Here is a 19725-nt window from a genome sequence, read left to right on the forward strand (position 1 = left end):
ATTTATGATTCGCAAACATATTACATCAATGACACAGGTTTAGCTAAATTAATATCTATAAATCAATCTGAGAATATAAATTTATTATATAAATATTATTCAAATAATAGTAAATCAAGTTCGTAAACGGACATTGGTAAAAATTCAGAATATATTTATTTAGTTATCTAAATGGAAAATTTATTAGAAATAAATATGAAAAAGGGCCACCCGCTGGCAGCCCTTACTTACTTAACGGTTAGAATTACTCAACCGTAACCGATTTCGCCAGGTTACGCGGCTGGTCAACATCGGTGCCTTTGATCAGCGCGACATGGTACGCCAGCAGTTGCAGCGGAACGGTGTAGAAGATTGGGGCAATCACTTCTTCCACATGCGGCATCTCGATGATGTGCATATTATCGCTACTTACAAAACCTGCGTCCTGATCGGCAAAGACGTACAACTGACCGCCACGCGCGCGAACTTCTTCAATGTTGGATTTCAGTTTTTCCAACAGTTCGTTATTCGGCGCGACGACGATAACCGGCATATCGGCGTCAATCAACGCCAGCGGACCGTGTTTCAGTTCACCCGCAGCGTAGGCTTCAGCGTGAATATAAGAGATCTCTTTCAGCTTCAATGCGCCTTCCAGCGCGATGGGATACTGATCGCCACGGCCCAGGAACAGTGCGTGATGTTTGTCAGAGAAATCTTCTGCCAGAGCTTCAATACGTTTGTCCTGAGACAGCATCTGCTCAATACGACTCGGCAGCGCCTGCAGACCATGCACGATGTCATGTTCAATGGAGGCATCCAGACCTTTCAGTCGAGACAATTTTGCCACCAGCATCAACAGCACAGTTAGCTGAGTGGTAAAGGCTTTGGTAGATGCCACGCCAATTTCAGTACCGGCATTGGTCATCAGCGCCAGATCGGATTCACGCACCAGAGAAGAACCAGGAACGTTACAGATTGCCAGCGAACCAAGGTAACCCAGCTCTTTCGACAGACGCAGGCCAGCCAGGGTATCTGCCGTTTCACCGGACTGCGACAGAGTGATCATCAGACTGTTACGACGCACGGCTGATTTGCGATAGCGGAATTCAGAGGCGATTTCGACGTCGCACGGAATGCCTGCCAGCGATTCAAACCAGTAGCGGGAAACCATACCAGAATTGTAAGAAGTGCCACAGGCGAGGATCTGAATATGCTCAACCTTCGACAGCAGTTCATCGGCATTCGGGCCCAGCTCGCTTAGATCAACCTGACCGTGGTTAATACGTCCGGCGAGAGTGTTTTTGATCGCGTTAGGCTGTTCGTAGATCTCTTTCTGCATGTAGTGGCGGTAAATACCTTTATCGCCCGCGTCATATTGCAGATTGGATTCGATATCCTGACGTTTTACTTCCGCGCCAGATTTATCGAAGATGTTTACCGAACGGCGAGTGATTTCCGCAATATCGCCCTCTTCAAGGAAGATAAAACGGCGGGTCACCGGCAATAGTGCCAACTGGTCAGAAGCGATAAAGTTTTCGCCCATACCGAGGCCGATAACCAGCGGGCTACCGGAACGAGCCGCCAGCAAAGTATCCGGGTTGCGGGTGTCCATGATAACCGTACCGTAAGCGCCACGCAGTTGAGGGATAGCGCGCAGAACGGCCTCACGCAGAGTGCCGCCCTGTTTCAGTTCCCAGTTCACCAGGTGAGCAATCACTTCTGTGTCGGTTTCAGAAACGAAGGTATAGCCACGCGCTTTTAACTCTTCGCGCAGCGGTTCATGGTTTTCGATGATGCCGTTATGCACCACCACAATGTGTTCAGAAACATGCGGATGCGCATTCGCTTCTGAAGGTTCTCCGTGAGTCGCCCAGCGGGTGTGAGCAATACCGGTGCCACCATGCAGAGGATGTTCTTCCGCTGCCTGGGCCAGCATCTGTACTTTACCGAGACGACGCAAGCGGGTCATATTTCCGTTTGCATCGACGACTGCCAAACCGGCAGAGTCATAACCACGGTATTCCAGACGACGTAAGCCTTCAAGAAGGATTTCAGCTACATCACGTTGCGCGATCGCGCCAACAATTCCACACATAGTTTTTAATTCCGATTGATATCGTTGTCGGTCAACCTGTATACCCGATTTTTCGGGCGCCCCGAGCCTTGTAGAGAGTGGGGTTATTTTTATAAGTACAACATATTGGGCGGGAGATTATGTTATCTCCTCATCCCTGGTGGCCGGATTACCCAGCCAGAATTACTTTTTCTTAACCGGACGACGCCAGCCTTCTTTTTGTGACTGCGGCACACGGCTGATTGCCAGGGCATTTTCACCAACATTGCGCGTTACGGTAGTACCCGCAGCAATGGTTGCGCCTTTACCAACCGTTACCGGTGCAACAAGTTGGGTGTCAGAACCGACAAATACATCGTCGCCAATAATGGTTTTAAATTTATTCGCACCGTCGTAGTTGCAGGTAATAGTTCCCGCGCCGATGTTAACGTTATCGCCGATTTCCGCATCGCCCAGGTAAGTCAGATGACCGGCTTTCGAGCCTTTACCCAGACGCGCTTTTTTCATCTCAACGAAGTTACCGACGTGCGCACCTTCCAGCAGCTCTGCACCAGGACGCAGACGGGCAAACGGGCCAATGGTACAGGCCGCCGCCAGATTCGCATCTTCCACGACTGTATATGGGCTGATTTCGCAATCATCGCCAATCACGCTGTTTTTAATCACGCAACCAGTGCCAATTTTCACGCGATTGCCGAGAGTAACATTACCCTCGATGATAACGTTAGTATCAATTTCAACATCGCGCCCGTGAGTAAGCGTACCGCGCAGATCAAAACGAGCCGGATCGCGCAGCATAACTCCCGCCAGCAGCAATTTTTCTGCCTGTTCGGACTGATAAACGCGCTCCAGACGGGAGAGTTGCAGACGGTTATTTACACCTTCGACTTCGCTTAAACGCTGCGGATGTACAGCGACGATTTCACGTCCTTCCTGATACGCCAGGGCAATAATGTCGGTGATGTAGTACTCGCCCTGAGCATTATTATTGGTCAGCTTCGCCAGCCAGCGTTTCATATCTGCACCGTTGGCGATCAGAATACCGGTGTTGATCTCCTGGATTTGACGCTGCTCATCGGTAGCATCTTTATGCTCAACAATGCCGGTAACTTTGCCATTCTCACGGGTAATGCGACCATAACCGGTTGGATCATCCAGTTTCACTGTCAGCAGACCAATCCCACCCTGCGGTTTTGCATCACGCAGACGCTGGAGTGTTTCGACCGAGATCAGCGGCACATCGCCGTAGAGCATTAAAATGTCTTCATCATCGGCAAAGAAAGGTGCAGCCTGCTGCATTGCATGACCGGTGCCCAGTTGCTCGGCCTGAAGCACCCAGTTCAGGTTGTCATCTTTCAGCGACTGTTTAAGCAGATCGCCACCGTGACCGTAAACCAGGTGAACGTGTGCTGCGCCTAATTCATTCGCAGCATCAATGACATGCTGAACCATCGCTTTCCCGGCAAGGGTATGCAGCACTTTTGGAATATCAGAATACATGCGAGTGCCTTTGCCTGCTGCAAGGATCACTACGCTCATAGCATTATTCAACATACGCGTCCTGACTGTAATTTGAGAACGAATTTAAACCGCTTCACATTGAAAAAACTACATTTTTTTCATCGTGAAATGGACAGAGGATAAATTGCGCAATAAAGGATTATCCCCACTGACGAAAACATCATTTTCGACCATTGGCGCGCCTTTTGTCTGCATAAAAGTAAGATAGCACCTTCATTTAAGCGTCAGCATGATGTTTTTGCTCTTATTTCGATCAATGAATAAACGAGAAAACAAGCAAAGAATTTCGCTGGTTTATATAAGAAGAGTTAATCGCGGAACATGAATGACCACAGCACAAATCCTGCTGTACTGCTATCCAGATGAAAATATGCGCAGCGCACGCAATAAAAAAGCCAGCCTGTTTCCAGACTGGCTTTGTGCTTTTCAAGCCGGTGTTACATCGCTTTTTTGGTCAACTCGATAACGCGCAGCTGCGCGATCGCTTTGGCCAGTTCCGCAGACGCCTGAGCGTAATCTACGTCGCCGTGAGAGCTGCTAATGTGCTCTTCAGCCTTACGTTTCGCTTCCATGGCTCGCGCTTCGTCGAGATCCTGGCCGCGAATTGCGGTGTCGGCCAGAACGGTCACGTTGCCAGGCTGCACTTCAAGAATGCCGCCAGACAGATAGATAAACTCTTCGTGACCGTGCTGTTTCACGATGCGAATCATACCAGGCTTAATGGCGGTGAGCAGCGGTGCGTGGCCAGGGTAGATCCCCAGTTCACCTTCGCTACCCGTTACCTGGATTTTCTCGACCAGACCAGAGAACATTTGTTGCTCTGCGCTGACGACGTCCAGGTGGTAAGTCATTGCCATATCACCCTCCGATTAAGGCGTTAAAGTTTTTTGGCTTTTTCCACTGCTTCTTCGATGGAACCGACCATGTAGAACGCCTGCTCCGGCAGGTGATCGTATTCGCCTTCCATGATGCCTTTAAAGCCACGGATGGTGTCTTTCAGGGAGACGTATTTACCCGGAGAACCGGTGAATACTTCTGCCACGAAGAACGGCTGGGACAGGAAACGCTGGATCTTACGAGCGCGCGCTACCACCAGTTTGTCTTCTTCAGACAGTTCATCCATACCCAGGATGGCGATGATGTCTTTCAGTTCCTGATAACGTTGCAGGATGGACTGAACGCCACGAGCGGTGTCGTAGTGTTCCTGACCAACTACCAGCGGATCCAGCTGACGGCTGGTGGAGTCCAGCGGGTCAACGGCCGGGTAGATACCCAGAGATGCGATCTGACGGCTCAGTACCACGGTTGCGTCAAGGTGAGCAAAGGTGGTTGCTGGGGATGGGTCAGTCAAGTCATCCGCAGGTACGTATACCGCCTGAACGGAGGTGATAGAACCGGTTTTGGTGGAGGTGATACGTTCCTGCAGAACACCCATCTCTTCCGCCAGGGTCGGCTGATAACCTACCGCTGAAGGCATACGACCCAGCAGTGCGGATACTTCCGTACCGGCCAGGGTGTAACGATAGATGTTGTCAACAAACAGCAGAACGTCACGACCTTCGTCACGGAATTTCTCAGCCATGGTCAGGCCGGTCAGAGCAACGCGCAGACGGTTTCCCGGCGGCTCGTTCATCTGGCCATACACCAGGGATACTTTGTCGATAACGTTGGAGTCGGTCATTTCGTGGTAGAAGTCGTTACCCTCACGAGTACGTTCACCTACGCCCGCAAACACAGAGTAACCGGAGTGCTCGATCGCGATGTTACGAATCAGCTCCATCATGTTTACGGTTTTACCTACACCCGCACCACCGAACAGACCAACTTTACCGCCCTTAGCGAACGGACACATCAGGTCGATAACTTTGATACCGGTTTCCAGCAGTTCCTGAGAGTTTGACAGCTCTTCGTAGGAAGGTGCTGCGCGGTGAATCGCCCAACGCTCTTCTTCACCGATCTCGCCTTTCATGTCGACTGGTTCGCCCAGTACGTTCATGATACGACCCAGAGTCGCTTTACCTACCGGGACTTCGATCGGGTGTTCGAGGTCTTTTACATCCAGACCGCGACGCAGACCGTCGGAGGAACCCATTGCGATGGTACGCACGATACCGCCGCCGAGCTGCTGCTGAACTTCCAGCACCAGACGCTCATTACCATTTTGCACCTCAAGAGCATCGTACACGCGCGGTACGGCATCCTGAGGGAATTCGACGTCAACTACGGCGCCGATTACCTGGACAATCTTTCCAGTAGCCATCTTAAATCCTCTACGAAATAACCTGTTTAAACCGCGGCGGCCCCCGAGACGATCTCGGTGAGTTCCTGAGTAATGCTGGCCTGACGAGCTTTGTTGTATACCAACTGCAGCTCTTTAATCAGGCTGCCGCCATTGTCGGTCGCGGCTTTCATCGCCACCATACGGGCGGCCTGCTCGCTGGCCAGGTTTTCAACCACGCCCTGATAAACCTGAGATTCGACATAACGACGCAGCAGGGTATCCAGCAACGCCTTCGGATCGGGTTCGTACAGGTAATCCCAGGATTTATGTTTCAGATCATCATCATCTGATGCCGGTAACGGCAGCAGCTGGCTGATGGTCGGAACCTGAGACATGGTGTTAATAAATTTGTTGCTGACAATGTAAAGCTTGTCCAGACGGCCTTCGTCGTAGGCCTGCAACATCACTTTTACCGGACCGATCAGTTCGGACAGGGAAGGGTTATCCCCCATGCCGGTGACCTGGGCAACAACATTGCCGCCCACGGAGTTGAAGAACGACACGCCTTTCGAGCCGATCATTGCGAGGTCGCATTGAACGCCTTTGTCGGTCCAGGTCTTCATTTCCGCCAGCAGTTTTTTGAACAGGTTAATGTTCAAACCACCGCACAAACCACGGTCGGTCGACACCACCAGGTAGCCCACGCGTTTAACGTCGCGGTCTTCCAGGTATGGGTGCTTATATTCCAGATTACCGTGTGCAAGGTGACCAATCACTTTGCGCATGGTTTCTGCATAGGGACGGCTGGCCGCCATGCGATCCTGCGATTTACGCATTTTGGAAGCGGCGACCATCTCCATCGCTTTAGTGATCTTTTGCGTGTTCTGGACGCTTGCGATCTTACTACGTATCTCTTTTGCGCCGGCCATGAGCTTCTCCTCAATGCCTTGCGGCCTGCCCTAAGGCAAGCCGCCAGACGTTACCAGGATTGGGTTGCTTTGAAGGAATCGAGGATGCCTTTCAGCTTGCCTTCGATTTCGTCGTTGTAGCCACCGGTCTGGTTGATCTCTTGCATCAACGGAGCGTGATCACGGTCGACGTAAGCCAGCAGAGCGGCTTCGAAGCTGCCGATTTTCGACAGTTCAACATCCGCCAGGTAACCACGTTCTGCTGCGAACAGAACCAGAGACTGTTGCGCTACGGACATCGGCGCATACTGTTTCTGTTTCAGCAGTTCGGTCACTTTCTGACCGTGGTCAAGCTGCTTACGTGTTGCATCGTCAAGGTCGGATGCAAACTGAGAGAACGCTGCCAGTTCACGATACTGTGCCAGAGCGGTACGGATACCACCGGACAGTTTTTTCATGATCTTGGTCTGTGCTGCACCACCAACACGGGATACGGAAATACCCGGGTTAACCGCAGGACGAATACCGGCGTTGAACAGGTTGGTTTCCAGGAAGATCTGACCATCGGTAATGGAGATTACGTTGGTCGGAACGAACGCAGAAACGTCACCCGCCTGAGTTTCTATAATCGGCAGCGCGGTCAGAGAACCGGTTTTCCCTTTCACTTCACCTTTGGTGAAGGCTTCAACGTATTCGGCGTTAACACGCGCAGCACGCTCCAGCAGACGAGAGTGGAGGTAGAATACGTCACCCGGGAATGCTTCACGTCCTGGCGGACGACGGAGCAGCAGGGAGATCTGACGGTAAGCAACAGCCTGTTTAGACAGGTCATCGTAAATGATCAGCGCATCTTCGCCACGGTCACGGAAGTATTCGCCCATTGCACAACCGGCATACGGTGCCAGGTATTGCAGTGCTGCGGATTCAGACGCGGTTGCTACCACAACAATGGTGTTAGCCAGTGCGCCGTGCTCTTCCAGTTTACGTACCACGTTAGAAATGGTGGACGCTTTCTGGCCGATAGCGACATAGATACATTTGATACCGGAATCGCGCTGGTTGATGATGGCATCAATAGCCAATGCGGTTTTACCGGTCTGACGGTCACCGATGATCAATTCACGCTGACCACGACCGATTGGAATCATGGAGTCAACGGCTTTATAACCAGTCTGTACAGGCTGATCTACGGACTGACGTTCGATAACGCCCGGAGCGATTGCTTCTACAGCAGAGAAGCCGTCGTGATCCAGCGGACCTTTACCGTCGATTGGCGCACCCAGGGTGTTAACCACACGACCCAGCAGGCCACGGCCAACCGGAACTTCCAGGATACGACCAGTACACTTAACTTTCATGCCTTCGGCAAGGTCAGCGTACGGACCCATAACTACCGCACCTACAGAGTCGCGCTCGAGGTTCAGTGCGATAGCGTAACGGTTACCCGGCAGGGAGATCATTTCACCCTGCATACAATCGGCCAAGCCGTGGATGCGGATAACACCGTCACTTACAGAAACAATAGTACCTTCGTTGTGAGCTTCACTCACAACATTGAACTGAGCAATGCGCTGCTTGATCAGTTCGCTGATTTCGGTGGAATTCAGTTGCATGCTCCAGTCCCCTTAAGACTGCAAGACGTCTGCAAGGCGCTCAAGACGACCGCGTACGCTGCCATCAATGACCATATCACCCGCTCGGATGATAACGCCTGCCATTACAGACTTATCGATTTTGCAATTCAGCTTAACTTTGCGTGACAGACGTTTTTCCATCGCAGCAGAAATTTTCGCGAGCTGTTGTTCACTCAGTGCGGCAGCGGAAATGACGTCTACCTCAGCGGTAGCCTCACTCACGGCACGCAGGTGAATAAACTGCTCCAGAACATCCGGGAGCGCGTTAAGACGACCATTTTCAGCCATAACCCGAATCAGGTTCTGACCGTTTTCGTCCAGTTGCTCACCACAAACTGCGATAAACGACTCGGCGAGCGTTTCTGGCGCCAGTGCGCCAGAGAGAAGCTCTGCCATCTGTTCGTTTTTGGTTACCTCTGCGGCAAACGCCAGCATGTCCTGCCAGCGTTCTACACTTTGGTGTTCGACGGCAAAGTCAAAAGCTGCTTTGGCGTAGGGGCGAGCTACCGTAATAAATTCAGACATCAGCCCCTCCCTCCTTACAGTTCAGCGACAAGTTTATCCACGATGTCGCTGTTAGCAGCTTCATCCACGGAACGTTCGATGATCTTCTCGGCGCCAGCAACAGCCAGGATAGCAACTTGCTTACGCAGCTCTTCACGGGCACGTTTACGCTCGGCTTCAATTTCCGCCTGCGCCTGAGCCACGATTTTAGTACGTTCCTGTTCTGCCTCAGCTTTCGCTTCGTCCAGAATCTGCGAGCGGCGTTTGTTCGCCTGCTCGATGATTACCTGGGCTTCCGCTTTCGCTTTTTTCAGCTGGTCGGTCGCGCTGGCCTTTGCAAGGTCAAGGTCCTTGTGTGCTCGTTCTGCGGAAGCAAGACCGTCAGCAATTTCTTTTTGACGTTTTTCGATGGCAGCCATTAATGGCGGCCATACGTACTTCATGCAGAACAGAACGAACAGGACAAACGCGATGGCCTGGCCGAGGATTGTTGCGTTAAGATTCACAGCACAATGCCTCTATTTAGTTAACGTTCTGATATTGCTCTTTAAATAAAAGCAACGCTTACTACGCGACAGCGAACATCACGTACAGACCCAGACCTACAGCGATCATCGGGATAGCATCCACCAGACCCATAACGATAAAGAACTGAGTACGCAGCAGAGGAATCAGATCAGGTTGACGCGCTGCGCCTTCCAGGAATTTACCCCCGAGGATGCCGATACCGATCGCAGCACCGATTGCCGCCAGACCCATCATCACAGCGGCAGCCATGTACAGCAGATCCATATTCAGGTTTTCCATGACAGTCTCCAGTTTGTTTCAGTTAAAACGTAGTAGTGTTGGTAAATTAATGTTCTTCAGACGCCATCGACAGATAGACGATCGTCAGAACCATGAAGATGAAGGCTTGCAGCGTAATGATCAGGATGTGGAAAATGGCCCACGGCACATTCAGGATCCACTGTGACCACCACGGCAACAGACCAGCAATCAGAATGAAAATCAGCTCACCGGCGTACATGTTACCGAACAGTCGCAAACCGAGTGAAACTGGTTTGGACAGCAGGCTTACCCCTTCAAGGATTAAGTTGACAGGAATGAACGCCCAGTGATTGAACGGCTGCAGCGTCAACTCTTTCGTGAAGCCGCCGATGCCTTTCATTTTGATGCTGTAGAACAGAATCAGGATAAATACGCCCAGAGCCATCGACAGCGTCACGTTCACGTCAGCAGACGGAACTACACGCAGTGCCGGCAAACCGATCCAGTGTTCTGCGATATACGGCAGCAGATCGATAGGCAGTAAGTCCATCAGGTTCATCAGGAATACCCAAACGAAGATCGTCAGGGCCAGCGGTGCAATCAGCTTGCTTTTGCCATGGTACATGTCTTTCACGCTACCATTAACAAAGCCGATTACCAGCTCAATCGCGGTCTGAAACTTACCTGGTACGCCGCTGGTCGCCTTTTTGGCGACGCTACGGAACATAAGCAGGAACAACAGACCCAGCACCACCGAGAAGAACATGGAGTCAATATTGATTGTCCAGAAGGTGGCTGGGGGGTTTTGTGGATCCACCAGCGAGAATGTACGCAGGTCCAGCTGAAGGTTATTCAGGTGGTGTCCTATGTAATCCTGCGGCGTCATATTTTCTGAAGCCATGATGCCTTTTACCCTTTGTTGTTAATTACAGCCGGTGCCAGTATCTGAACCACCAGCACCAAAACCCACGTAACGATCAGCGGCAAGAATACCGCCTTTAAAACCGCCAACGCCACCACCAGTAACACCAACATCGCCAGAACTTTGAAAGCTTCGCCAAATGCGAATGTCCAGGCCACCCGGCCTTTCGCTGGTGTATGCGCCTGGTGACGCCAGGCAAATATCATAAACAAAACGTTAGGCAGAAAGACTGCCAGGCCTCCGCTTAATGCAGAGACGCCCCAGAAGGGGTCTTTGAGGCTGAACAGCAATCCACTTGCTATCACCACCAGTAACTGAACGAGCAGAAGCTTCCGAGCAACGTTTCGACTCACGAGCGACACAGACATCACGTTTTTCACTCCTGCTCCCTTCGAGGTATGCCGCGTGTCGTATAAAACTTTCTTTAAGGCTTAGAGTCAAGCATCAAAAAGCGGTCAAATTATACGGTGCGCCCCCGTGATTTCAAACAATAAGTAGCCAAAAGGTGAATAAATGTTTAAATATTTTTCCAGTGCATACAATTGCGACTTTTCTGCTAACCATGCCAGATCATGAAAAACTGTAAATAACGCGTAAACACTGGTGGTAAAGCGTGCTTCAGATCACAGATCGAGCATGTTCGCGCACAGCATATTTATTTACTTGGCAAATGATGCCATTGCAAGTTTCTGATATTTCAGTCTAAAAACAGATACTGTTTTCATAAATAGCATTTACATAACAAAAACCAGACATTGACATTCTTAATAAAATTTTAACAGCAAATTATGGTTCTTAGCGCCGATTTTTAGCAGACTGATATTTTCACCGATGACTTATTTTCTGCTTACCCAAAAAAGCCACGTTAGTTCATTGATGCGAAATGGTAAACGTGGCGTTAAATGTAACCAGTTATATCAGTAAAAAACCTGGTCGTTGTTAACAGTCAAACCGATAAATTTTTTATGATTTTTTTGATAAAAATTAAATTTTATTTGCTTTAATCACAACCAAATGGCGTTCGCCATCCAGAGCAGGAACCTGAAGTTTAACCACTGATTCAACCTGATATTCTGCGGGCAATAGGGCTATTTCATCTTCCGGCATTTGTCCTTTCAGCGCATAGAAACGGCCTTGCTCGCCAGGAAGATGATGACACCAGCTCACCATATCGTTCAGAGAGGCAAAAGCACGGCTAATTACACCATCAAACGGTGGCTCTGACGGAAACTCCTCTACCCTACTCTGTACCGGCTCAATGTTCTCAAGTTTCAATTCATGTTGAACCTGGCGCAGGAAACGCACGCGTTTACCGAGGCTATCCAGTAGTGTGAAGTGGGCGTCAGGGCGTACGATAGATAGAGGAATGCCGGGCAGACCCGGGCCGGTGCCGACATCAATAAAACGTTCACCTTGCAGATAAGGTGCGACGACAATGCTGTCCAGAATATGGCGTACCAGCATCTCATTAGGATCGCGCACCGAAGTCAGGTTGTACGCCTTGTTCCATTTGTGCAGCATATTTACGTAGGCAATAAGCTGATTTTTCTGGTGATCGGTAAGCGAAATTCCTGCGTCTTTCAGCAGTGAGGAGAGTTTGTTGAGCACGGTGATTACCTGTTCTTGATGCGTTGCCTGGTAAGCAGGTGCTTACCAGGCATTTTTAATGCGTTATGCGCTACGACGCAGCATACCTTGTTTTTTCAGCCATACCAGCAGAATGGAGATAGCCGCAGGCGTGACGCCAGAAATACGCGAAGCCTGACCGATAGAGGCCGGTTTGTGATCGTTGAGTTTGGCGATCACTTCGTTAGAAAGACCGGATACCTGGCGGTAATCCAGCGTCGCAGGCAGCAAGGTATTCTCGTTACGCAGCTGCTTTTCGATCTCATCTTGCTGGCGCGCAATATAACCTTCGTATTTAACCTGAATCTCAACCTGTTCCGCCGCCTGTTCGTCTGTCAACGCAGGGGCAAACGGCGTCAGCGTGGTTAATTTTTCATAAGTCATTTCCGGACGACGCAGCAGATCTTCACCACTGGCTTCACGGGAAAGCGGCGCAGTCAGGTGAGCATTCACTTCGGCTGCAACGTCCGCTGACGGCGTTACCCAGGTCGATTTCAGACGCTGGCGCTCACGCTCGATGTTCTCAAGCTTCTCGTTAAAGCGCGCCCAACGTTCATCATCAACCAGCCCCAGCTCACGACCAATTTCAGTCAGACGCAGGTCTGCGTTATCTTCACGCAGCATCAGTCGATATTCTGCGCGTGAGGTAAACATACGGTACGGTTCTTTGGTTCCTAAAGTGCACAGGTCATCGACCAGTACGCCAAGGTAAGCCTGGGAACGTGCAGGCGCCCAGCCTTCTTTGTCGGCAGACAGTCGAGCGGCGTTAAGACCGGCCAGCAAACCTTGCGCTGCAGCTTCTTCGTAACCGGTAGTGCCGTTAATCTGACCAGCAAAGAACAACCCCTGGATAAACTTGCTCTCCAGCGTCGGTTTCAGGTCGCGAGGATCGAAGAAGTCATACTCAATGGCATAACCTGGACGCACGATCTTCGCATTTTCCATCCCCTGCATGGAGCGGACGATTTGCATCTGCACATCGAACGGCAGGCTGGTGGAGATGCCGTTCGGATAAATTTCGTTAGACGTCAGCCCTTCCGGTTCAAGGAAGATCTGATGCTGATTTCTGTCGGCGAAGCGCATGACTTTGTCTTCGATCGACGGACAGTAGCGTGGGCCAACACCTTCAATCACTCCGGCATACATTGGACTACGATCGAGGTTACTGCGGATCACGTCATGAGTTTTCTCGTTGGTATGGGTGATATAGCACGGCACCTGCTGTGGATGCTGCGCTGCGTTGCCCATAAACGAGAACACCGGCATTGGGTTATCGCCATGCTGTTGCGCCAGCACACTGAAATTGATGGTGCGGGCGTCAATACGCGGCGGCGTCCCTGTTTTCAGACGACCAACGCGCAGTGGAAGTTCGCGCAAACGGCGAGAAAGCGGAATGGAAGGCGGATCTCCAGCACGACCACCGCTGTAATTATCCAGACCGATATGAATCTTGCCGTCAAGGAAAGTGCCTACAGTGAGCACGACAGCCTTAGCACGGAATTTCAACCCCATTTGGGTGACAGCACCGACCACGCGATCATTTTCGACAATAAGATCCTCAACCGCCTGCTGGAAGATCATCAGGTTTGGTTGATTCTCAAGTGCAGTGCGTACCGCCTGACGGTACAGCACACGATCCGCCTGTGCTCGGGTTGCACGAACCGCCGGTCCTTTGCTGGCGTTTAGTATCCTAAACTGGATACCCGCCTGGTCGATCGCTTTTGCCATCAGACCGCCGAGTGCATCCACTTCTTTTACCAGATGTCCCTTCCCAATACCGCCGATTGCCGGGTTGCAGCTCATCTGTCCCAGAGTGTCGATATTGTGTGTCAAAAGCAGAGTCTGTTGACCCATACGCGCCGCAGCCATCGCGGCCTCGGTGCCTGCATGACCCCCGCCAATGATGATGACGTCAAAAGGATCCGGATAAAACATGGTGATTGCCTCGCATAACGCGGTATGAAAATGGATTGAAGCCCGGGCCGTGGATTCTACTCAACTTTGCCTGCTTGAGAAAGACCTGGGATCCTGGGTATTAAAAAGAAGATCTTTTTATTTAGAGATCTGTTCTATTGTGATCTCTTATTAGGATCGCTCTGCCCTGTGGATAACAAGGATCCGACTTTTAAGATCAACAACCTGGAAAGGATCATTAACTGTGAATGATCGGTGATCCTGGACCGTATAAGCTGGGATCAGAATGAGGGGTTATGCACAACTCAAAAACTGAACAACAGTTGTTCTTTGGATAACTACCAGTTGATCCAAGCTTCCTGACAGAGTTATCCACAGTAGATCGCACGATCTGTATACTTATTTGAGTAAATTAATCCACGATCCCAGCCATTCTTCTGCCGGATCTTCCGGAATGTCGTGATCAAGGATGTTGATCTTCAGTGTTTCGCCCATCTGTTTCGCACCGGAATTTTTGAGTTCTGCCTCGAGTTTATCGATCGCACCACAAAAAGTGTCGTATTCACGACTGCCAATACCGATTGCGCCAAAGCGTACCGCAGAAAGATCGGGTTTTTGTTCCAGCAACGCTTCATAGAAAGGAGAAAGGTTGTCCGGAATGTCTCCGGCGCCGTGGGTAGAACTGATAACCAGCCAGATCCCGGAGGCAGATAAATCTTCTAACAACGGACCATGCAGCGTTTCGGTGGTAAAACCCGCCTCTTCCAGCTTTTCTGCCAGGTGTTCTGCTACATATTCGGCACCGCCCAGGGTGCTGCCGCTGATAAGAGTGATATCTGCCATAAACCGCCACCTTTATTAAGAGTGGCGTATTGTACGCTGTGAACGCGCTGGGATCTACCTGTGGAAAAGTATGGGATTAAAAAAGCTGATCATGGCTTGATGGTACGCATGATCGGGTTTTGCAGGACGATCAGTGTTTCGGTGGACTGAATTTCATCAATTGTTTGGATCTTGTTGATAAGTACATGCTGGAGAGCATCGATCGAACGGCACATCACTTTTATAAAGATGCTGTAGTGGCCGGTTGTGTAATAGGCTTCAGTAACTTCATCAAGGCTTTCCAGCTTTGCCAGCGCGGAAGGGTAGTCTTTGGCGCTCTTTAATATAATGCCGATAAAGCAGCCTACGTCATAACCAAGCTGCTTCGGGCTGACGTCGATACGCGCACCGGTAATGATCCCCGCCTGCTTCATTTTCTCTACACGAACGTGAATCGTCCCCGGGCTGACGCCAAATTGTTTCGCCAGTTCAGCGTAAGCGGTGCGCGCATTGCCCATTAATGCTTCCAGGATGCCACGGTCCAGATTGTCGATCAGATAATTTTCCATAGGATTTTCTTATTCATATTGATGATTCATTCTATTTTAGTCTTCTTTTTTAATGAATCAAAAGTGAGTAAGGCTTTTTATTGAATGATTATTGCATGTGTACTGGTTTTTGTTGCTTAATCATACGCAACAGGACGCAGGAGTATAAAAAATGAAAACCGCTTACATTGCCAAACAACGTCAAATTAGCTTCGTGAAATCTCACTTTTCTCGTCAACTGGAAGAACGCTTAGGGCTGATTGAAGTCCAGGCGCCAATCCTTAGTCGTGTGGGGGATGGCACGCAGGATAACTTGTCGGGCTGTGAAAAAGCGGTACAGGTAAAAGTGAAAGCTCTGCCTGATGCCCAGTTCGAAGTGGTTCATTCACTGGCGAAGTGGAAACGTCAGACGTTAGGGCAACACGACTTCAGCGTGGGCGAAGGGCTGTACACGCACATGAAAGCCCTTCGCCCCGATGAAGACCGTCTTTCTCCGTTGCACTCGGTCTATGTAGACCAGTGGGACTGGGAACGCGTAATGGGCGACGGCGAGCGTCAATTCTCGACTCTGAAAAGTACCGTAGAGGCGATCTGGGCGGGAATTAAAGCAACCGAAGCTGCGGTTAGCGAAGAGTTTGGCCTGGCACCGTTCCTGCCGGATCAGATCCACTTCGTACACAGCCAGGAATTACTGTCTCGTTATCCGGATCTCGATGCCAAAGGGCGTGAGCGGGCGATTGCGAAAGATCTTGGCGCGGTATTCCTTGTCGGGATTGGCGGCAAGTTGAGTGATGGTCATCGTCACGACGTGCGCGCACCGGATTATGATGACTGGAGCACCCCGTCAGAACTGGGCCATGCGGGTCTGAACGGCGATATTCTGGTGTGGAACCCGGTGCTGGAAGATGCGTTTGAACTTTCTTCTATGGGGATCCGCGTGGATGCCGATACGCTGAAGCACCAACTGGCGCTAACCGGTGACGAAGATCGCCTGCAACTGGAATGGCATCAGGCGCTGCTGCGCGGTGAAATGCCGCAGACCATCGGCGGCGGTATCGGTCAGTCTCGTTTGACCATGCTACTGCTGCAACTACCGCATATCGGCCAGGTTCAGTGTGGCGTTTGGCCTGCGGCAGTTCGTGAGAGCGTCCCTTCTCTGCTGTAATAATTTATCGCCGCCAGCGTCTCAGCAGGCGGCTTCGCATCCCGGTATCAAAGCGCCAGATATGATCGAAAATGCGCATGATGCCGGGTTTGCCGTGTGCCGACATCGCCACGGCATGAAAGCGATGCTGATGTACCCGCTGCAACTCTTTCACTTTACTCGTCACGTCGTCAGGCAACCGCTGGGCGATAAAATCAGAAATCACCACCGCATCGGCGTCAAACCATTCCCGACTTTGCAAGCGTTCCATAATGGCGCGAAAACAGCTGGCAAGATCGGTGCCGCCACGAAACTGCTGGCTTAAAAAGCGAATCGCTTGTTCGATGCCTTGTGAGCCTGAAAGCTCATAACGGACGATCTCGGTGGAAAATAACATAATAAAGCAGCGCCGGTTTTCAGCGAGGGCAATGCGCATTAATGCCAGGCAGAACGCTTTCGCACACTGTTCATTAAAGCCGCCCATTGAGCCGGAAGTATCCACGCAGACAATAAACGGTCCGCGCGGCTGTTCGTCGTAATCTTTATGTACCACCGGGCGTTCGATAACTTTTTCACGCCACGACTCACCGTGCAGGCGATAGGTGAGTAACTGCTTTTCCACCAGTCGACGGTAAAATTCATACTCCAGTTCAGTTATCCCAAGCGTCGCCAGTTCCGGCGGTAGAAGGCGTAAAATATCATCGCTTTGTTGCAGACCATCAACCTGCTCAGGAACGGTCGCCGGTTCGCGCACCATGGTGCGGAAGGTTTCCATCTGCGCATCGTTGCGTGGTATCGATTTGGCTTCCCGCGAACGCCCGAGCTGTTCCGCCAGGCGCTTCAGTTCCGGCTGTTCGTTAAGAAATTCACCGTATTTTACAATTAACTGATAGTCGCCACGTTTAAGCTGACCGGCGCTCATATCCCACAGACGACCGGCTGCGGTGTTGTTTTCTGCCAGAATCGGTTCAAGCTGCCCACTTAGCGTCATGCGTTCCTGAACTTCACTCAACAGTTGTTCGCGTTCTTCTTCTAATAACTGTTGATTTAACGTCGTCGCTTGCACTATCAGACTTAAGCGCCAACGCTGGAGAAAAAGCGTGTGTAATGCCGGAGTGATCGTGCCATTGGCATCAACCAACTGCTGGGCTTGTTCGGCCCACGGGGAATTCAGTCGATGCAGTAAATCCAGTATCTGCGGTAGTTGCACAATAAATTGCGGCGTGGAAAGAAGCTGGCTTTGCTGATAGCACATGACCTCTTCCGTGAGCTCCTGCGGGACTCGGGCATCTTTCAACCGACTGCGCAGCGCCTCACGCCAGCGGGGAATATCATCAGTGATTGCCGCCTTCAGTCGTGGGAATTTTTCAAAGAAGACAGCCAACTGCGGTGAGGCCAACAGAGCGATGATCATCTCTTCGATCAATCCCTCTTCGCTGACGGCCAGCATCACATTGAGCGTATCCAGTGTTAGCATTGTTGCGCCTGGCGAATCTGGGTGCCGACATCCTGTAGGCTGGCTTCAATGCGACCTAACCAGTCGCTATGGATAAACAGACATTTTTGCTGTTCGCTGAATAAGGCGTGTTGCTTGCGCCAGTCGCTTTCAAGCTCTTCCAGTTGTTGTTTTATTTCACCAGGCAGACCTTCAGCCGATGAACCGGGAAGCGCCAGCGTACTGCCTTGTAAACTCACATCGCGTACAACCAGATGTTGGGCGCTATCAACTTCCAGATTCAGTTTCTGGGCAAAGCCGATACCGTTCAGTTTGCCGCGAATTTCACCACCTTTATTCAGCCACTGTTCCAGTGCGCTACGCTCAAAAGCGATATGAACAACTTCCATATCATGCAATTTTAATGGTTTTTGCAGCAACAGGGTCAGCGTGGAAGCAGCAACGTCGGCAGGAAGTTGATACTGTGGGCGACGGCTGAACATGCCACCCTGACGAATCACCGTAAAGGCCGTTTTATCGCTTTGTTGCTGCTGGAGTTGCAGGCGACGCTGCACAATTGCACTCAGTTGCGTCAGCATTTCCTGTTGCTTCCACGCATGACTGGTCATCAATACGTCAATTTGTTGTTGAATTAAATTCAGACTTTGGGCGTCGTACCACAGGCAATCTTTCAGCAAGATGAGATCAATCGGGACAACCGCGCTGCGACCGCTAAAAAAGGCGCTGGCCTGCAATAAGCGGATCGCTTTTTTCCAGCGACGGTCGGAGACATAAGGCGCATCCGGTAATTTATCCAGTTGCTGGCGCAGCATAAAAATCAGCTCAAATACATGATCGGGCAGCGTAATTTCACCAATCTCTTTCTGCCAGCGTTCGTATTCTTCATCCGTGACCTGCAAGGATGGTGGAACGGGATTGTCGTTTTCATCCTGTTGGCTGGTCAGCATGGAGCGAAAATTCGTTTTATCCTGCACTTTATCTAACCACAGACGAATCAGCATACGGTCATATAACGCTTCCAGGCTGCTGTCTGCTTCTGGCAGTTCGTTGGAGGCCGCCACCAGCAGGCGCATAGGGATTTTTTCAACATGTGCGCCGTTGCGGAAGTGGCGTTCATTAATAGCGGTTAGTAGGGTATTAAGAATCGCTGGCCCGGCTTTCCAGATCTCATCAAGAAAGACGATTTCTGCTTCCGGCAGGTAGCCGCTGGTTAAACGCTCATAGCGGCCTTCATCTTTTAACGCCTGAATAGAAAGGGGGCCAAAAACTTCTTCCGGTGTGGAGAAGCGGGTCATCAGATATTCAAACGCGCGCGCATTCTGGAAGGCGAATTTTAAGCGCCGGGCGATTAAACTTTTAGCAATACCTGGTGGGCCAAGCAGGAATACGCTTTCACCACTTAATGCCGCTAACAAACACAGGCGGATGGCGTGGCTACGTTCATAAAGCCCTTTTTCAAGCGAACTGCTTAGACGGGAAATTCTTTCCGCTAATAAATGAGGGTGAGCCATAATGAAGTGGCGTCCTTTCGTCAAAAGTTCTGCGTAAACTGCGAGTATAGACGTTTCTTGCTGGTGGCAAAAATAGTCTCAAAGGAGGGCTATTTTTCTTTGAGCCAGGTTAATGTGGCCGCATTTAGGAGTACGATTTTGCCGTTAATCGTGCATACTGTGCGCTTTTTTGT

18 protein-coding genes are annotated in these 19725 nt (G+C 50.7%); 1 reads left to right on the top strand and 17 read right to left on the bottom strand.

Annotation, left to right across the window (positions count from 1 at the left end; all coding sequences use genetic code 11):
• Positions 1-244: 244 nt before the first annotated feature.
• The 15 genes from glmS to asnC form a co-directional block, all read right to left on the bottom strand.
• Positions 245-2074 carry a glutamine--fructose-6-phosphate transaminase (isomerizing) gene (glmS, locus tag RGV86_RS12635; protein ID WP_000334114.1) on the bottom strand — a complete coding sequence of 610 codons (1830 nt, stop codon included), beginning with the start codon at positions 2072-2074 and terminating at the stop codon, positions 245-247.
• A 162-nt stretch (positions 2075-2236) separates the two neighbouring features.
• Positions 2237-3607 (bottom strand): bifunctional UDP-N-acetylglucosamine diphosphorylase/glucosamine-1-phosphate N-acetyltransferase GlmU, encoded by a 1371-nt coding sequence (gene glmU / locus RGV86_RS12640; protein WP_000933711.1) that lies wholly within the window; start codon positions 3605-3607, stop codon positions 2237-2239.
• 404 nt (positions 3608-4011) lie between these two features.
• Positions 4012-4431, bottom strand: coding sequence for a F0F1 ATP synthase subunit epsilon (locus tag RGV86_RS12645; protein WP_001251965.1), 420 nt, complete (start codon positions 4429-4431; stop codon positions 4012-4014).
• Positions 4432-4451: 20 nt separating this feature from the next.
• Positions 4452-5834: a F0F1 ATP synthase subunit beta gene (gene atpD / locus RGV86_RS12650; protein WP_000190506.1), complete on the bottom strand. Its 1383-nt coding sequence runs from the start codon at positions 5832-5834 to the stop codon at positions 4452-4454.
• 26 nt (positions 5835-5860) lie between these two features.
• Entirely contained in the window at positions 5861-6724 is an 864-nt protein-coding gene (gene atpG, locus RGV86_RS12655) for a F0F1 ATP synthase subunit gamma (protein WP_000896498.1), read from the bottom strand.
• 50 nt (positions 6725-6774) lie between these two features.
• The gene (gene atpA, locus RGV86_RS12660; RefSeq protein ID WP_001176745.1) at positions 6775-8316 is read right to left on the bottom strand and encodes a F0F1 ATP synthase subunit alpha; all 1542 of its coding nucleotides are present in this window, start codon (positions 8314-8316) and stop codon (positions 6775-6777) included.
• Between the two features lie 12 nt (positions 8317-8328).
• Positions 8329-8862: a F0F1 ATP synthase subunit delta gene (gene atpH / locus RGV86_RS12665; RefSeq protein WP_001288587.1), complete on the bottom strand. Its 534-nt coding sequence runs from the start codon at positions 8860-8862 to the stop codon at positions 8329-8331.
• A gap of 14 nt (positions 8863-8876) precedes the next feature.
• Positions 8877-9347 carry a F0F1 ATP synthase subunit B gene (gene atpF, locus RGV86_RS12670; RefSeq protein ID WP_001052219.1) on the bottom strand — a complete coding sequence of 157 codons (471 nt, stop codon included), beginning with the start codon at positions 9345-9347 and terminating at the stop codon, positions 8877-8879.
• 61 nt (positions 9348-9408) lie between these two features.
• Positions 9409-9648, bottom strand: coding sequence for a F0F1 ATP synthase subunit C (gene atpE / locus RGV86_RS12675; protein WP_000429386.1), 240 nt, complete (start codon positions 9646-9648; stop codon positions 9409-9411).
• 46 nt (positions 9649-9694) lie between these two features.
• A complete protein-coding gene (gene atpB, locus RGV86_RS12680; RefSeq protein ID WP_000135622.1) occupies positions 9695-10510 on the bottom strand; it encodes a F0F1 ATP synthase subunit A in 816 nt (271 codons plus the stop codon).
• An 8-nt stretch (positions 10511-10518) separates the two neighbouring features.
• A complete protein-coding gene (atpI, locus tag RGV86_RS12685; RefSeq protein WP_000116699.1) occupies positions 10519-10899 on the bottom strand; it encodes a F0F1 ATP synthase subunit I in 381 nt (126 codons plus the stop codon).
• Between the two features lie 616 nt (positions 10900-11515).
• Positions 11516-12139: a 16S rRNA (guanine(527)-N(7))-methyltransferase RsmG gene (gene rsmG / locus RGV86_RS12690; RefSeq protein WP_000932852.1), complete on the bottom strand. Its 624-nt coding sequence runs from the start codon at positions 12137-12139 to the stop codon at positions 11516-11518.
• A 63-nt stretch (positions 12140-12202) separates the two neighbouring features.
• Positions 12203-14092, bottom strand: coding sequence for a tRNA uridine-5-carboxymethylaminomethyl(34) synthesis enzyme MnmG (mnmG, locus tag RGV86_RS12695; protein ID WP_085461489.1), 1890 nt, complete (start codon positions 14090-14092; stop codon positions 12203-12205).
• Between the two features lie 378 nt (positions 14093-14470).
• Entirely contained in the window at positions 14471-14914 is a 444-nt protein-coding gene (mioC, locus tag RGV86_RS12700) for an FMN-binding protein MioC (protein ID WP_000763736.1), read from the bottom strand.
• Between the two features lie 89 nt (positions 14915-15003).
• Positions 15004-15462, bottom strand: coding sequence for a transcriptional regulator AsnC (asnC, locus tag RGV86_RS12705; protein ID WP_000432970.1), 459 nt, complete (start codon positions 15460-15462; stop codon positions 15004-15006).
• A 151-nt stretch (positions 15463-15613) separates the two neighbouring features.
• Here asnC and asnA point away from each other — a divergent pair, with 151 nt between their 5' ends.
• The gene (gene asnA, locus RGV86_RS12710) at positions 15614-16606 is read left to right on the top strand and encodes an aspartate--ammonia ligase (RefSeq protein ID WP_000845136.1); all 993 of its coding nucleotides are present in this window, start codon (positions 15614-15616) and stop codon (positions 16604-16606) included.
• A gap of 4 nt (positions 16607-16610) precedes the next feature.
• Here asnA and viaA read toward each other — a convergent pair whose 3' ends face one another.
• The gene (viaA, locus tag RGV86_RS12715; RefSeq protein WP_000956601.1) at positions 16611-18062 is read right to left on the bottom strand and encodes an ATPase RavA stimulator ViaA; all 1452 of its coding nucleotides are present in this window, start codon (positions 18060-18062) and stop codon (positions 16611-16613) included.
• Positions 18056-19552: an ATPase RavA gene (ravA, locus tag RGV86_RS12720; protein ID WP_085461490.1), complete on the bottom strand. Its 1497-nt coding sequence runs from the start codon at positions 19550-19552 to the stop codon at positions 18056-18058. Before ravA ends, viaA begins: the two co-directional genes overlap by 7 nt.
• Positions 19553-19725: the final 173 nt, after the last annotated feature.

Origin of the sequence: Escherichia ruysiae (assembly GCF_031323975.1) — a bacterium.
Classification (GTDB): Bacteria; Pseudomonadota; Gammaproteobacteria; order Enterobacterales; family Enterobacteriaceae; genus Escherichia; species Escherichia ruysiae.

Bases quoted from the DNA above. Each gene is read 5' to 3' on its own strand.
- atpI (WP_000116699.1), bottom strand. From the start codon at position 10,899: ATGTCTGTGTCGCTCGTGAGTCGAAACGTTGCTCGGAAGCTTCTGCTC.
- RGV86_RS12645 (WP_001251965.1), bottom strand. From the start codon at position 4,431: ATGGCAATGACTTACCACCTGGACGTCGTCAGCGCAGAGCAACAAATG.
- ravA (WP_085461490.1), bottom strand. From the start codon at position 19,552: ATGGCTCACCCTCATTTATTAGCGGAAAGAATTTCCCGTCTAAGCAGT.
- atpA (WP_001176745.1), bottom strand. From the start codon at position 8,316: ATGCAACTGAATTCCACCGAAATCAGCGAACTGATCAAGCAGCGCATT.
- glmS (WP_000334114.1), bottom strand. From the start codon at position 2,074: ATGTGTGGAATTGTTGGCGCGATCGCGCAACGTGATGTAGCTGAAATC.
- asnA (WP_000845136.1), top strand. From the start codon at position 15,614: ATGAAAACCGCTTACATTGCCAAACAACGTCAAATTAGCTTCGTGAAA.
- atpH (WP_001288587.1), bottom strand. From the start codon at position 8,862: ATGTCTGAATTTATTACGGTAGCTCGCCCCTACGCCAAAGCAGCTTTT.
- atpB (WP_000135622.1), bottom strand. From the start codon at position 10,510: ATGGCTTCAGAAAATATGACGCCGCAGGATTACATAGGACACCACCTG.
- glmU (WP_000933711.1), bottom strand. From the start codon at position 3,607: ATGTTGAATAATGCTATGAGCGTAGTGATCCTTGCAGCAGGCAAAGGC.
- viaA (WP_000956601.1), bottom strand. From the start codon at position 18,062: ATGCTAACACTGGATACGCTCAATGTGATGCTGGCCGTCAGCGAAGAG.
- mnmG (WP_085461489.1), bottom strand. From the start codon at position 14,092: ATGTTTTATCCGGATCCTTTTGACGTCATCATCATTGGCGGGGGTCAT.
- asnC (WP_000432970.1), bottom strand. From the start codon at position 15,462: ATGGAAAATTATCTGATCGACAATCTGGACCGTGGCATCCTGGAAGCA.
- mioC (WP_000763736.1), bottom strand. From the start codon at position 14,914: ATGGCAGATATCACTCTTATCAGCGGCAGCACCCTGGGCGGTGCCGAA.
- atpE (WP_000429386.1), bottom strand. From the start codon at position 9,648: ATGGAAAACCTGAATATGGATCTGCTGTACATGGCTGCCGCTGTGATG.
- atpD (WP_000190506.1), bottom strand. From the start codon at position 5,834: ATGGCTACTGGAAAGATTGTCCAGGTAATCGGCGCCGTAGTTGACGTC.
- atpG (WP_000896498.1), bottom strand. From the start codon at position 6,724: ATGGCCGGCGCAAAAGAGATACGTAGTAAGATCGCAAGCGTCCAGAAC.